Here is a 14,154-nt window from a genome sequence, read left to right on the forward strand (position 1 = left end):
TGGAATATTATAATCTATTAAAATACACACACATGAAAGGTTTATTAAAGAACTTAGGATTGATATTAATCTTGGTCGGAGTAGTCATCCTGCTGGCTTGTTCCTTTACAGGAAATGTAAACAACAACGCCATCCTGGGTACTTCAGTAGTACTTGTAGTACTGGGACTCATTTCTTATATTGTTATTAATAAGAAGATCGCTGATTAATTTCGCAAAATCAATAAAAAATCCCGGAAACGAATGTTCCCGGGATTTTTTATTTAGAGTTATCTCAAACGCAATCATTAAGATTCAACTTCCGGAGTAATCAGCTTATAGCCTTTTCCGTGAATATTGATAATTTCGATTGAATCGTCTTCTTTCAGATGCTTACGCAACTTCGTGATATACACGTCCATACTACGGGCATTGAAATAGTTATCGTCAATCCAGATTGTTTTCAGAGCGAAGTCACGTTGCAAAATCTCATTGGCATGTGCACAAAGCAATCCGAGCAGTTCAGACTCTTTGGTAGTCAGCTTAGTTTGTTTGCCTTCTGACGACAGAATTTGTTTCTGTGTGTCGAAAGTAAACTTACCAATCTTATAGATATTGCTTTCTTTGTTCTTCTTTCCACGAACACGTCTCAAGATCGCTTCAATTCTGAATGTCAATTCTTCCATACTAAACGGTTTGGTGATATAATCATCCGCACCGATTTTAAAGCCTTCCAGGATATCTTCTTTCAGCGTTTTGGCCGTCAGGAAGATAATAGGAATTTCAGCATTTGCTGCACGGACATCCTGTGCCAGTGTGAATCCGTCTTTTTTAGGCATCATCACGTCAAACACGCACAAGTCATATTTATTCTTCAAGAAAGCCTTATAACCGGCTTCTCCATCAGGATATAACTCAGCAGAATAACCTTTTGCCTGTAGATATTCTCTTAAAAGCATGCCAAGATTTTCGTCATCCTCGCACAATAAAATACGCAGTTTCTCGTCCATATCAATTATTTTTTAATAAAGGTAATGCAATAATAAATTTAGTTCCCACGTTCAGGTCGCTTTCCGCCCGGATGGTTCCCTTATGATCCAATATAATTTTTCTCACATAAGCCAATCCCAGTCCAAAGCCCTTCACATCGTGCAGATTACCCGTATGTACACGATAGAACTTTTCAAATATCTTTTTCAGGTTCTCTTTTTTGATACCGATACCATTATCCTGTATCGAAATCATCAGTTTACCCGACTCATTCCACGTTCTCACTTTCAGTTCCAGATCCTCTTCCGGTTTCTTATATTTCACCGCGTTATCCATCAGATTAAAGATTACATTCGTGATATGCATCTCGTCTGCAAATATAACAGGATCGGTGGCCTCAAGGTTCGATGTTATCTTACCATTATACCGTTCCACTTTCAGCGCAAAGGTATTGACAACTCCTGCTATTAATTCATTCGCATCAATCTCCTTCATCTTCAAAGTGGCCTTCTGACGTTCGAACATCGACATCTGGAGTACCTTTTCCACCTGGAAGCGCAAGCGCTTGGTTTCATCATTAATCACTCCCGATATATGCTGGAACATCTGCGGCGATTTCCCCACCGCGGGATCTTTCAACATCTGGGCTGCTAATGAAATGGTAGATATCGGTGTTTTAAATTCGTGCGTCATATTATTGATAAAGTCATTCTTCATTTCCGTCAGTTTCTTTTGCCGGAATACGATATAAATCGTAAAGATGAATGTCACTAACAATACCAGTGTAAATATCAGCGACGGAATCATGAAACTGATGGAGTCAAAGATATAATCTTTCTTCCCCGGAAAGTGTACTTTCAAGATACTCATTTTTGCAGGCGGGTCATTCTTGAACAATGCCTGCTGATAAGCGTCTTCACTTCCCTTTGCCTCATAATCCGCACAACGGTAGACTTCCCTTCCGTCTTTGTCGATCACCGTAAAGTGATAAGGCAAATCTATACTATTATTATATAAGCTCGATTTCAGATAGTCATCCAGTTCTTTAAACCGTACTCTGTCTCCAATCGACTTGTCACTTCCCCGGTAAATCATCTGCCAGGCCACTTCATCGAGTAATGCCCGTTGATACATATACCGATTCTTGATGGCTTCCACTAATGAACGCGAAGTTTCCGGAATAGTCTTTGTCCCCCTGTAAGGAGAAATCATAGCCTTCGGAAGCTCGGAGGGCTTAGTGGTCATCACTTTCAGCTCAAAATCCGAATATACTTTTCCATCCTTAGACTTCACTGTAAACCGCTGCGTTTGCTGAATCAAGTTGTCTTGTTGTATGGAAGCATTATTCGCAATCAGCGCCTTTCTTTCTGCTTCTGAAATATCTTCGATCAACCAACGTCTGGTCTCTGCATATTCCACATCCTTGGAAACCTGATCCAGGCTATTGCGTACAGCCGAATCAAACTGTTCCTTACGGGTTTTCATCATTTCCTCTATATAACTTACCTGCAAATACAGCAAGCTAAGGAAGGAAAGCCCCATTACAATACCTAATATCCAAATTGTTGACTTCTTCATAGCAACAAAATTAACACTCCCTAATTAACACTCCTAATGCATTAACTTGATTTAACCGGAACTTCCCGGAAATTAACCGTAAGGAGCTATTTAGGTTGTATTCTGATTACTACAACAATAAAACCCCTCCTTTGGTTTGCAAATTTAATAAAAAATTAAATCTTCTCCTTGTGTTTTTCCATCTTTATTAATCATAGTTAAACAAAAACCGCCCCCTTTTACTTAAAAAAGGCGGCGGTTTTAACGTTTTAGTTGATTCTTTATGCCTAACAGATGATAAATACCGAATATTATAGTGAATATTCAATCAATTATCACCTATCATTTATACTTATTCTTCAGTTTGTTTAGCTTCAAAGTCCTTCATTAACTTATCTTGAACATCCGTCGGCACAAGCTCATAACTAGAGAATTTCATAATGAACGAAGCACGTCCACCCGTGAGAGAGCTAAGCGCCGTAGAATAAGATGACATTTCTTTCAAAGGTACTTTCGCAACCAGTTTCTCAAAACCTTTTTCACTACTCATACCCATAATCATGGCACGACGTCCCTGCAGATCTCCCATCACATCTCCCATCCTATCAGACGGAACGAACACTTCTACATCATAAATCGGTTCCAGAATTTTCGGACCGGCATTCTTGAACGCTTCACTAAAGGCATTACGTCCGGCAAGCATAAAGGAGATTTCATTCGAATCTACCGGGTGCATCTTACCATCGTAAACAATAACGCGCACGTCACGAGCATACGAACCCGTCAACGGTCCTTGCTCCATACGAGACATAATACCTTTCATAATAGCAGGCAAGAAGCGGGCATCGATAGAACCACCGACGATACTGTTAACAAACACCAGTTTACCACCCCATTCCAATGGTATCTCTTCCGTACCTCTCACGGTAATCTTAAATTCCTGTCCATTGAACTTATACGTTTCAGGCACAGGCATACCCTCTTTATAAGGTTCTACGATCAGGTGAACTTCACCAAATTGACCGGCACCACCGGACTGTTTCTTATGACGATAGTCGGCACGGGCAGCCTTTGTAATCGTTTCACGATATGGAATCTTCGGTTCTTCATATTTTACCTGAAGTTTTTCGTTGTTTTCCAAACGCCATTTCAAGGTACGAAGATGGAATTCTCCCTGACCGTGTACCAAAGTCTGTTTCAGTTCTTTTGATTGCTCAATCACCCAGGTAGGATCTTCTTCGCGCATACGGTTCAGGATACTCATCATCTTTTCCACATCCGCTTCATTCACCGGCTTAATGGCACGGGTATATTTAGAGTTCGGATATTTGATAAAATTGAATTTGTAGTCACAATCCTTACCGTTCAGCGTATTACCGGTTTTCACGTCTTTCAGTTTCACGGCAGCACCGATATCACCGGCCTGCAATTCTTCCACCTTGACACGGTTACCACCGGCTACCACATAGATTTGCGCGATACGTTCCTTCGAACCACGGTCGGCATTCAGCAAATCGTCTCCCTCATGAACTTTACCGCTCATTACTTTAAAATAGGAAACTTCACCGATATGCGGTTCCACACTTGTCTTGAAGAAATAAAGAGATTCCGGTCCATTGGAGTCCGGAGCCACTTCTTTACCTTCCGTATTCTGTACCTTCGGCATTTCAGATACAAAAGGAACAACGTTACCCAAGAATTCCATCAAACGGCGAACGCCCATATCTTTACCTCCACAGACGCAAAATACAGGGAACATACCTCTGGCGATCAATCCCTTACGGATGCCTTCACGCATTTCGTCTTCTGACAGGGAATCTTGCTCGAAGAATTTCTCCATCAGATTTTCATCATTCTCGGCAGCAGCTTCTACCAATGCTTTGTGCATTTCCATAGCCTTATCCATTTCTTCTGCCGGAATATCTTCGATTGTCGGAGCCCCTCCTTCGGGTTTCCACGAGTATTTCTTCATCAACAATACGTCGATCAGCGCATTAAAGCCCGGACCGGTAGCTATCGGATATTGGATGGGAACAACTTTAGAGCCGTATGCCTCTTTCAGCTGTTCGAGGATATTATCATAATCGCATTTTTCATTATCAAGCTGGTTGACTAGAAAAATAACAGGTTTATTCAGCTTTTCTGTATAACGGAAGTGATTTTGTGTACCGACTTCGACGCCGTATTGGCCATTGAGAAGGATAATTGCTGTGTCGGTCACATTTAGTGCAGTCACTGTGCTGCCTACGAAGTCGTCCGATCCCGGACAGTCAATAATATTAAGTTTTTTGTTATTCCATTCTACATGGAGAACGGTGGAGAAAACGGAGTAACCATACTCTTGTTCAACAGGAAAATAATCGCTAACTGTGTTTTTTGCGGCAACAGATCCGCGACGTTTTATAACACCACTCTCGAAAAGCATCGCTTCCACGAGAGTGGTTTTCCCAGAGCCAGAACTTCCCAACAAGGCAATGTTCTTGATTTCATTAGTCTGATATACTTTCATAATATATAAGATTTTAGTAATTACTCAGTATGTTTCTCACATACCATTAATTTTGTGATGCGCAAATTAGGGATTAATTGGGGGAAAAGCAACACTTATGGCAGTGTTACTAAACAATGTTATGTAACACATCTTTAACATGAACATTTTCGAAACGGGTTAAAAATTATTTTCGCATGGCTATAAACTAATTTCATAGTTGCAACGAGTAATCCGGCACGATGTTATTTTTAGTTGTTTTCCTTTCATACAATAGTTTCCCCGTTGCCTAATCAGTTTTCGTTTGACTTAAGTCAAGCGATAGTTTAACTTAAGTCATTCTATCGTTTGACTTAAGTCAAACGAAAACCCGGCTACAAGTGCGAATCTTATTTATAAAAGAAAAGATCTTAAATTCAGCATTGCAGGAAATTATCTTCTACTAATCGATGGGGAATTATCTATTTAGCGTATTCCTACCCCAGTATAAATAATTTCCGTCAACTGCTTTTTTGATATATCTAATAATAGTCTTACTTTTACACCCACAAACCCAAACAGCATAGCTATGGCAGGTATCTATCTTCATATTCCTTTTTGCAAAACTCGCTGCATCTACTGCGACTTCTACTCAACCACTCGCAGCGAACTCAAAACCCGTTATGTACAGACTCTCTGCCGGGAGTTGGCGATGCGTAAAGAATACCTGAAAGGAGAAGATATAGAAACTATTTATTTCGGTGGCGGAACCCCGTCTCAACTGGAAAAAGAGGATTTTGAACAAATATTTGATACCATCCGCAAGCACTACGGATTGAATCATTGCCAGGAAATCACGCTGGAAGCTAATCCGGATGATTTATCGCAGGAATATCTGGAAATGCTTTCCTCACTTCCTTTCAACCGCCTCAGCATGGGAATACAGACTTTTGATGACGCTACGCTCAAACTATTGAGACGCCGCCACAATGCCCGTACAGCCATCGAAGCAATTGACAGATGCCGGAAAACCGGTTTCCAGAACATCAGTATCGACCTAATTTACGGATTGCCCGGAGAAATAAAAGAACGATGGGAAAACGATCTCCGCCAGGCTATCAGTCTGAATGTAGAGCATATCTCCGCCTATCACTTGATTTATGAGGAAGATACACCTATATATAATATGTTAAAACAGCACCAGATATCCGAGGTAGACGAAGACTCCAGTTTAGAATTTTTCACATTACTGATAGAGCATTTGCAGAAAGCAGGATTTGAACACTATGAGATTTCCAATTTCTGCCGCCCCGGAAAATATTCCCGCCACAATACTTCCTATTGGAAAGGAATAGCTTATCTGGGATGCGGACCATCGGCACATTCTTTTGACGGAATGACACGGGAATGGAATGTGTCTTCAATCGACACCTATATAAAAGGTATAGAAGAAGACTGCCGTGCTTTCGAGACAGAGTATCTAGACCCAACCACCCGCTACAACGAATTTATTATCACTACCATACGTACCGTATGGGGAACACCTATAGAGAAACTGAAACAGATGTTCGGCAATGAAATGTGGGAGTATTGTCAAAAAATGGCTGCACCTTATCTGAAAAATGGTAAACTGGAGGAATACAACGGAGCTTTGCGCCTGACGCGTGAAGGTATTTTTATTTCCGACAGCATAATGAGTGATTTACTTTGGGTAGACTAACCAAACAAACAAAAAGCCGATGACCGAATCAGAAGTAAGAAAGTTATTGCGGCAAATGAAAGAACTGGATTCGCAAACTGCTTTCCGGGACTTTTACAACATGACTTACGACCGTCTCTTTCGTATTGCCTATTATTATGTGAAACAGGAAGAATGGTCGCAGGAAATCGTTCTCGATGTATTCCTGAAACTATGGAAGCAACGCAGCAATTTGCTTGATGTGAGAAACATTGAAGATTATTGTTTCATTCTCGTCAAAAATGCTTCGCTCAATTATCTGGAAAAAGAATCAAGACATACGCTTATTCATCCCGATTCTCTGCCGGAGCCTCAAGAACAAAGCTATTCACCGGAAGAATCGCTCATCAGTGAAGAACTGTTTGCTCTTTACGTAAAAGCACTCGACCGGCTTCCGGAACGTTGCAGGGAAGTGTTCATCCGCATCCGTGAAGAAAAACAGAGTTACGCACAAGTAGCAGAAGAATTAGGCATCAGCATGAATACAGTGGACGCACAACTTCAGAAAGCAATCACACGTTTAAAAGAGATGATTAGCCGGGCCGAAATAGATTAACATTCTTTTAGACAAAGAGCGTAGGGAGTTTCTGTCCCCCTCCGGTCTTTATCAACAAATAAGTCAATCAATCACTAAAAAAGACAGAAAATGAAAAAGCTAAATGACGCAAACATGGGGATCTTTGTCCTTCTTTCAGTTTGTCTGTGCCTGTTTTCATGCAACAATGACAACGACAACCTACCAAAGGACTATGCAGGATTTGAACATTCGAAGGAAACAGTAGAATGTGAAAGCGACAAATCCGAATGTGAGTTGAAAATTAAAATTGTTGCAACAGAAAAAACAAAAGAAGACCGGACGGTAGTACTTGCCACACCCCCTCCGGTAGTAGGACAAGCAGCAGTGGTACAGCTAACAGAAAAAAAAGTAATCATCAAAGCGGGTAAGAAGTCAGCAACAACTGTCATAAAAATCTATCCTAAACAGATGATATTGAAGAAGCAGAATGTCACTTTATCCTGCACTCCCCAGTGGAAAGAAGGAGGAATCAGCAAACTGACCATTCTGTTGAAACGAAAATAATAGATCAAGAGCAATACAGAAAAAAGATGAAATACACCGATACGGAATTAGAAGAAATACTGAACAAGCTCGTCGCTTCCACACGTTCACCGCGAGGACGGTTTTCAGCAACAACCAGTTACCCGAAACTAGAGAAAAGACTGAAGTCACATACCCGGCGTCTGACACTGATACGTACTTTCTCGGCAGCGGCGGCAGTAGCTCTACTTTGCCTATCGGTATGGACAGCCTATTTATATATGCAACCGGTCACGATACAAACGGTTTCCACCTTGGCAGAGACACGCACAGTCTGTCTTCCTGATGGCAGCACCGTCACTCTCAACCATTATTCTTCACTTTCTTATCCTGAAAAGTTCAAATCGGACAAGCGGGAAGTGAAACTAAATGGGGAGGCTTATTTTGAAGTAAACAAGAACAAAAAACATCCGTTTATCGTGCAGACTGAAACGATTGACGTTCAGGTGTTGGGAACTCACTTCAACGTAGATGCCTATCAGAACAATCCGGATGTAAAGACAACGTTATTGACAGGTTCGGTAGCAGTCAGCAATAAAAGCAAGTCAGTTCGTGTGATTTTGAAACCGAATGAGATTGCTATATATAATAAGGTGGAAGAAAAGCTCACCCGCAAGGTTTTAGAAAACGTAGAAGATGAAATTTCCTGGCGGCAGGGAGAGTTTATATTCGACGACCTACCTTTGCAGGAGATTGCCCGCGAACTATCCAATTCATTCGGAGCAACGATTCACATAGCCGACACGGCTTTGCAAAATTACCGAATCACAGCACGCTTCCGCAATGGAGAAGACCTGACAACTATTTTATCTGTATTACATAATGCCGGTTATTTCGACTACTCACAAAACAATAAACAGATTATTATCACTGCTAAACCAGACTAAGATGAATATTATATTCCAAGATCGCTTCCCTGTCAGAACCATTGTTCTGATAGGGGTAGCACTCCTTATCACCACACAAATATACGCGCAAAATGCGGACGCCCGACTTTCGCTGACACTACGAAACGCCACATTGAAAGAATTCGTCAAACGGATTGAGAATTCAACCGGATATTCTTTTATCTACAGTGAGGAAATTACCATAAAACATAAAATCAATTTGCAGGTAAAGGATAAGCCTTTGCGTGAGATACTTGACCTCGCGTTCAAAAATGAGCAGATCAGTTATCAGTTCACCGGCCGGCATATCCTCCTGCAAAAGAAAAAAGAATCAAAAACTGTAAGCCGCAAGTTCACTATCAGCGGATATGTCACTGATGGGACGTCTTCCGAGACGTTGATTGGAACCAACATCATTGAGAGTCATCAAAATCAAGGAACAACCACCAATCCTTACGGTTTTTACAGCATCACCCTGCCCGAAGGAGAAACCGAACTGCGTTTCTCCTATCTGGGCTATGCCACAGAAGCGCATCATTTTACGCTCTCACAAGACACATTACTAAATATCCGCATGCAGGGTAACACGCAATTGCAGGAAGTAGTCATCGTTTCCGACAAAACCGAGACAGGAACTATAGCCACCCAGATGGGATCTATCGAGATTCCAATGACGCAAATAAAAAATACTCCGAGCATACTGGGAGAGGCAGATGTAATGAAAGCCATCCAACTGATGCCCGGCGTACAGGCAGGAGTAGATGGATCTGCCGGACTGTATATACGTGGTGGAAGCCCGGATCAAAATCTAATCTTACTTGACGGGATTCCTGTATATAACGTAGACCATATGTTCGGATTCTTTTCGGTTTTTACTCCGGAAGCCGTCAAAAAAGTAACACTATTCAAAGGTTCTTTTCCGGCACGTTTCGGCGGACGGCTTTCTTCTGTCATCGACGTCCGTACCAATGACGGAGATATGCAGAAATACCACGGCACACTTAGTATCGGACTACTAACTAGCAAAATCAACCTGGAAGGTCCGATTGTGAAAGGGAAAACGTCTTTCAATATTTCCGCCAGACGTTCGTATGTCGACCTCATCGCTAAACCATTCATGCCGGATGACGAGGAATACAGTTATTATTTTTATGACATCAATGCCAAAATCAATCATAAATTCTCCGACCGGAGCCGCGTCTATCTATCTGCCTACAATGGAAAGGATCATTTTGCTGCCAATTATGATGGAAATACAGATTTCAAAGACGGAAGCAAAATGAATTGGGGAAACACGATTCTTTCTGCCAGATGGAACTATGTATTCAACAACCGTTTATTCTGCAATACGACAGTCTCCTACAGCAACTATTTATTCGACATCAACTCATATACCAACAATCAATATCTCGGCAGTAGCGGTACATCATTTACCAACCGGTATTCAGCCGATTACCGTTCGGGAATCAATGATTGGAATTACCAGATCGACTTCGATTATAATCCATCTCCCAAACACCACCTCAAATTTGGAACAGGATATATCTATCATCGTTTCCGCCCGGAAGTTATAACCTCTAAAATCTCCAATAAGACAGGAGATAAAATAGACCTGGACACAACCTACCACAGCATAGCCAACAACCGGATTTACGGACATGAGTTATCCGCTTACCTGGAAGACAACATCAAGATGAATGATCGTCTGCGCCTGAATCTCGGACTGCATTTCTCATTGTTTCATGTGCAAAAACAAAGTTACTTTTCCTTGCAACCACGTGTTTCCGCACGCTATCAATTGGGAAAAGATGTAACCCTGAAAGCATCTTATACCCAAATGAGCCAATATGTACATTTACTATCGTCAATGCCCATTGCCATGCCTACGGATTTATGGGTTCCGTTCACTAAAAAGATCAAGCCAATGCGCTCCCACCAATATTCATTGGGCGGATACTATACGGGAATCAAAGGATGGGAATTCTCGGTAGAAGGGTATTATAAGGATATGTATAATGTGCTGGAATATAAGGAAGGCGTCAGTTTCTTCGGTTCTTCCTCCGGTTGGGAAAACAAAGTGGAAATGGGCAAAGGACGTTCGGCCGGCATTGAGTTTATGGCACAGAAAACCCTTGGAAGAACAACGGGATGGTTGTCCTACACTTTATCCAAAAGTGATCGTCAGTTTGCCAAAGGCGGTATCAACAACGGTGAACGGTTCCCATATAAATATGACCGAAGACACAATATCAACCTGACAATCAACCATAAGTTCAGCGACCGTATCGACATCGGTGCTTCCTGGGTGTTCTATACAGGTGGAACAAGTACAATCCCTGAAGAGAAAACCGCTGTCATCCGTCCTAGTGACGGCACAAACAACGGATTTGGAGGAGGATATGGATATGGAGGTTATTTTGATTCAAACATAACTTCACCCACCATCGGAGAAGCTTCATATGTGGAGCATCGTAATAATTACCGGTTACCAGCCAGTCACCGGTTGAATGTGGGAGTCAATTTCAACAAAAAGACCAAACATGGTATGCGTACCTGGAATATCAGTCTGTATAATGCATATAATGCGATGAATCCTACTTTTGTATATCGCAGCACCAGCAAAAACGATCCCAACAAACCGATTATCAAGAAGTATACTATACTTCCATTAATTCCGTCATTCACTTACACTTATAAATTCTAAACCCATTATGAGAACTCGTATATGTTATCCATTTATCCTGTTAATAGCATTGCTGACAACAGTTTCTTGCGAAAACGAACTCCCTTTTAGTGTAAAGGACAATCCCCCCAAACTAGTGATGAACGCACTAATCAACGCAGACAGTCTGACCAACGTTCTCTATCTCAATTTCACGGGAAGAGGATACGCCACTCATGTAGAAAATGCCACGGTGGAAGTACGTGTTAACGGACAGTTATCAGAAAGTTTACGTCCGCTCCCACCCCAAACGGAAGGAGATATGCAATGCCGTTTCCATATTTCCAGCAAATTTACTCCCGGAGATGTAGTTCGTATTGACGCCCTCACAGACGACGGACAATATCACGCATGGGCTGAAGTGACCGTACCACAGCGTCCACATGAAATAGCTGATATCGATACGGTCACCATTCCAATGACAAAGTATTATTATACGCAGAATTTTCTCCGATACAAAATCAATATCAAAGATCGATCCAACGAAGATAATTACTACCGGCTTATCATGGATAAGCAAATGACAGTGAAAGACTATAATGAAGAAACAGGGGAATTTGTCAGCCGGACAATACATCGCTATCATTTTATATCCCGCGAGGATATTGTGCTGACAGACGGACAGCCCACCAACAGCGATGACGAAGACAACGGCATGTTCGACACCGTAAAGAATATATATGGTGTATTCGACGACTCACGATTCAAAAATACATCTTACACAATGACGGTTTACAACCAGACAGATATTGACGGATTTCCTGAATACGGCACCAATGTAAAGATGGATATTATTGTACGTCTTTTAAGCATCACGGAAACAGAATATTACTATCTGAAAGCACTTAACCTGGTAGATTCCGACGCTTACGATGAAACAATAAATGAACCAATCAAGTACCCCAGCAATGTACATGGAGGAATTGGGATGATTGGAATCAGTACGGAGACAAGTAAGATCATTCATATAGAAAAACCACAACGATGAAAACAAATCATAAATTATGGATAGCAGACTGCGATAAACCGTAGTTTTGAAGATTCACCGTCTGTCAATGCCGCTTGCGTGGATGATATGGTCGAATGTCTGTCAATAGCCATGAAAGAAATCGTAGAAGAGATTAGCCAAGATTTACATTTAATACTATCTTTGCAGCCAAAAAGCAGGCACTAACTATGTTTATCATTATTGGAATTATGCTGACAGGCATGCTTCTTGGCTACTTGTTACGCAGTAAAAGACTATCATGGATACACAAGATAATCACTCTCCTTATATGGATTCTTCTCTTTCTTCTCGGAATAGATGTAGGGGGTAATGAATCTATCATCAAAGGATTACACACTCTTGGACTGGAAGCTGTTATCATCACGGTAGCTGCGGTCATAGGAAGTACTCTATGCGCATGGGGGTTGTGGTACCTATTATATAGTAAAGGAAAGGAGACAAAAGCATGAAAGGTAGTTTGATTATTGTCTCTTTTTTCATTATCGGCACTCTTTGTGGAGTTTACCATCTCATTCCATACGACTTCACCGACAGTAAACTTAGTTACTATGCCCTCTGCGGACTCATGTTCTGCGTAGGTATCAGCATCGGTAACGATCCGAACACTCTGAAGAGTTTTCGGTCCCTGAATCCCCGGCTTGTATTTCTTCCTATCATGACGATACTCGGCACATTAGCAGGCTGCGCCATAGCGGGAGCTTTTATGAGCCAGCGAAGTCCTTTAGACTGTATGGCAGTTGGAGCCGGATTTGGTTATTACTCGCTCTCCAGCATATTTATCACCGAATATAAAGGTCCCGAATTGGGAACTATCGCATTACTTTCCAATATCATGCGTGAAATTATCGCTTTGCTGTGTGCACCCTTATTAGTGAAATATTTCGGAAAGCTAGCTCCTATTTCTGTTGGTGGAGCCACAACGATGGATACCACTCTTCCTATCATTACCCGATATTCGGGAAAAGAATTTGTAATCATTTCCATCTTCCATGGCTTTGTTGTCGATTTCAGCGTTCCGTTCCTAGTCACATTCCTTTGCTCAATATCATTTTAACAGCAATAAATCCTAAAATAGAGAAATACTCTACTATCGTTTTCGCACACGTATTACAAAAATGTTTCATAAAAAGGTATTTTTATATCAAAAAGCTGATCATCTCTTGACTTACATCAAGAAATCAGCCTAAAAAGGATCTTTTCCTTTTCTTTATTTTTATGCTATAAAACATATTCTTATATTTGCATAGGTAAAAAGAAAAAACTAAGCGCTTAGACAGTATTTTCAATAGGTATTAGATTTGTTTTTAGGAATAGTTTTTAGGTATAACAATTAAAAAAGTAGGTATTATGAAACGTTTAGGATTAACATTAGTGGCAGCGCTCTGCCTTGCTGCTACAACATTTGCAGCCGGAAATCAGCCTACAACTGCAAAATGGGAAGGTAACATCAATGTAAGTAAACTAGGCAAATATTTAAAGTTAAACTCCGATCAGAGTGAAGAAGTAGCCAATATTTGCGATTATTTCTCCACACAGATGTCAAGAGCTACAACAGCGAAGAAAGATAAAGAAGCAAAATTGCGCAACGCTGTTTATGGTAACTTGAAACTGATGAGAAAGACTCTTAGTGCTGAACAGTACGCCAAGTATGCAGCATTGATGAATATCACTTTACAGAATAAAGGTATTGAACTGAATAAGTAAAAT

13 protein-coding genes are annotated in these 14,154 nt (G+C 41.1%); 10 read left to right on the plus strand and 3 right to left on the minus strand.

Features of this window, described 5'->3' with window-relative positions:
- The first annotated feature begins 32 nt into the window (after positions 1-32).
- On the plus strand, positions 33-209 hold the full coding sequence (locus KTR06_RS10175; RefSeq protein ID WP_004299327.1) for a hypothetical protein: 177 nt from the start codon (positions 33-35) through the stop codon (positions 207-209).
- 77 nt (positions 210-286) lie between these two features.
- Here KTR06_RS10175 and KTR06_RS10180 read toward each other — a convergent pair whose 3' ends face one another.
- The 3 genes from KTR06_RS10180 to KTR06_RS10190 form a co-directional block, all read right to left on the minus strand.
- On the minus strand, positions 287-988 hold the full coding sequence (locus KTR06_RS10180) for a response regulator transcription factor (protein WP_004299326.1): 702 nt from the start codon (positions 986-988) through the stop codon (positions 287-289).
- A 1-nt stretch (position 989) separates the two neighbouring features.
- A complete protein-coding gene (locus tag KTR06_RS10185; RefSeq protein ID WP_004299325.1) occupies positions 990-2,546 on the minus strand; it encodes a sensor histidine kinase KdpD in 1,557 nt (518 codons plus the stop codon).
- Between the two features lie 331 nt (positions 2,547-2,877).
- A complete protein-coding gene (locus tag KTR06_RS10190; RefSeq protein ID WP_004299324.1) occupies positions 2,878-5,034 on the minus strand; it encodes a translation factor GTPase family protein in 2,157 nt (718 codons plus the stop codon).
- A gap of 547 nt (positions 5,035-5,581) precedes the next feature.
- On the opposite strand from KTR06_RS10190, the gene hemW reads away from it, so the two are divergent.
- The 9 genes from hemW to KTR06_RS10235 all read left to right on the plus strand — a co-directional run bounded on the left by hemW (position 5,582) and on the right by KTR06_RS10235 (position 14,151).
- Positions 5,582-6,712: a radical SAM family heme chaperone HemW gene (hemW, locus tag KTR06_RS10195; RefSeq protein WP_217290313.1), complete on the plus strand. Its 1,131-nt coding sequence runs from the start codon at positions 5,582-5,584 to the stop codon at positions 6,710-6,712.
- A 19-nt stretch (positions 6,713-6,731) separates the two neighbouring features.
- Entirely contained in the window at positions 6,732-7,286 is a 555-nt protein-coding gene (locus tag KTR06_RS10200; RefSeq protein ID WP_044918835.1) for an RNA polymerase sigma-70 factor, read from the plus strand.
- Between the two features lie 90 nt (positions 7,287-7,376).
- Positions 7,377-7,811, plus strand: coding sequence for a hypothetical protein (locus KTR06_RS10205; RefSeq protein ID WP_004307961.1), 435 nt, complete (start codon positions 7,377-7,379; stop codon positions 7,809-7,811).
- A gap of 26 nt (positions 7,812-7,837) precedes the next feature.
- Positions 7,838-8,716 carry a FecR family protein gene (locus KTR06_RS10210; protein ID WP_217290314.1) on the plus strand — a complete coding sequence of 293 codons (879 nt, stop codon included), beginning with the start codon at positions 7,838-7,840 and terminating at the stop codon, positions 8,714-8,716.
- A gap of 1 nt (position 8,717) precedes the next feature.
- Positions 8,718-11,420: a TonB-dependent receptor gene (locus KTR06_RS10215; protein ID WP_217290315.1), complete on the plus strand. Its 2,703-nt coding sequence runs from the start codon at positions 8,718-8,720 to the stop codon at positions 11,418-11,420.
- A 7-nt stretch (positions 11,421-11,427) separates the two neighbouring features.
- Positions 11,428-12,426: a DUF4249 domain-containing protein gene (locus tag KTR06_RS10220; protein ID WP_004307958.1), complete on the plus strand. Its 999-nt coding sequence runs from the start codon at positions 11,428-11,430 to the stop codon at positions 12,424-12,426.
- 188 nt (positions 12,427-12,614) lie between these two features.
- Positions 12,615-12,896, plus strand: a complete 282-nt coding sequence (locus KTR06_RS10225; RefSeq protein ID WP_004307957.1) for a LysO family transporter — start codon at positions 12,615-12,617, stop codon at positions 12,894-12,896.
- A complete protein-coding gene (locus KTR06_RS10230) occupies positions 12,893-13,501 on the plus strand; it encodes a lysine exporter LysO family protein (protein WP_004307956.1) in 609 nt (202 codons plus the stop codon). Before KTR06_RS10225 ends, KTR06_RS10230 begins: the two co-directional genes overlap by 4 nt.
- A gap of 293 nt (positions 13,502-13,794) precedes the next feature.
- Entirely contained in the window at positions 13,795-14,151 is a 357-nt protein-coding gene (locus tag KTR06_RS10235) for a hypothetical protein (RefSeq protein WP_007757836.1), read from the plus strand.
- The last annotated feature ends 3 nt before the right edge of the window (positions 14,152-14,154 follow it).

The organism is Bacteroides sp. MSK.20.12 (assembly GCF_019052435.1).
GTDB lineage: Bacteria > Bacteroidota > Bacteroidia > Bacteroidales > Bacteroidaceae > Bacteroides > Bacteroides xylanisolvens.

What these genes read in the sequence shown, in the direction of transcription:
- KTR06_RS10175 (WP_004299327.1), top strand. Translation starts at nt 33, where the DNA reads ATGAAAGGTTTATTAAAGAACTTAGGATTGATATTAATCTTGGTCGGA.
- KTR06_RS10180 (WP_004299326.1), bottom strand. Translation starts at nt 988, where the DNA reads ATGGACGAGAAACTGCGTATTTTATTGTGCGAGGATGACGAAAATCTT.
- KTR06_RS10185 (WP_004299325.1), bottom strand. Translation starts at nt 2,546, where the DNA reads ATGAAGAAGTCAACAATTTGGATATTAGGTATTGTAATGGGGCTTTCC.
- KTR06_RS10190 (WP_004299324.1), bottom strand. Translation starts at nt 5,034, where the DNA reads ATGAAAGTATATCAGACTAATGAAATCAAGAACATTGCCTTGTTGGGA.
- hemW (WP_217290313.1), top strand. Translation starts at nt 5,582, where the DNA reads ATGGCAGGTATCTATCTTCATATTCCTTTTTGCAAAACTCGCTGCATC.
- KTR06_RS10200 (WP_044918835.1), top strand. Translation starts at nt 6,732, where the DNA reads ATGACCGAATCAGAAGTAAGAAAGTTATTGCGGCAAATGAAAGAACTG.
- KTR06_RS10205 (WP_004307961.1), top strand. Translation starts at nt 7,377, where the DNA reads ATGAAAAAGCTAAATGACGCAAACATGGGGATCTTTGTCCTTCTTTCA.
- KTR06_RS10210 (WP_217290314.1), top strand. Translation starts at nt 7,838, where the DNA reads ATGAAATACACCGATACGGAATTAGAAGAAATACTGAACAAGCTCGTC.
- KTR06_RS10215 (WP_217290315.1), top strand. Translation starts at nt 8,718, where the DNA reads ATGAATATTATATTCCAAGATCGCTTCCCTGTCAGAACCATTGTTCTG.
- KTR06_RS10220 (WP_004307958.1), top strand. Translation starts at nt 11,428, where the DNA reads ATGAGAACTCGTATATGTTATCCATTTATCCTGTTAATAGCATTGCTG.
- KTR06_RS10225 (WP_004307957.1), top strand. Translation starts at nt 12,615, where the DNA reads ATGTTTATCATTATTGGAATTATGCTGACAGGCATGCTTCTTGGCTAC.
- KTR06_RS10230 (WP_004307956.1), top strand. Translation starts at nt 12,893, where the DNA reads ATGAAAGGTAGTTTGATTATTGTCTCTTTTTTCATTATCGGCACTCTT.
- KTR06_RS10235 (WP_007757836.1), top strand. Translation starts at nt 13,795, where the DNA reads ATGAAACGTTTAGGATTAACATTAGTGGCAGCGCTCTGCCTTGCTGCT.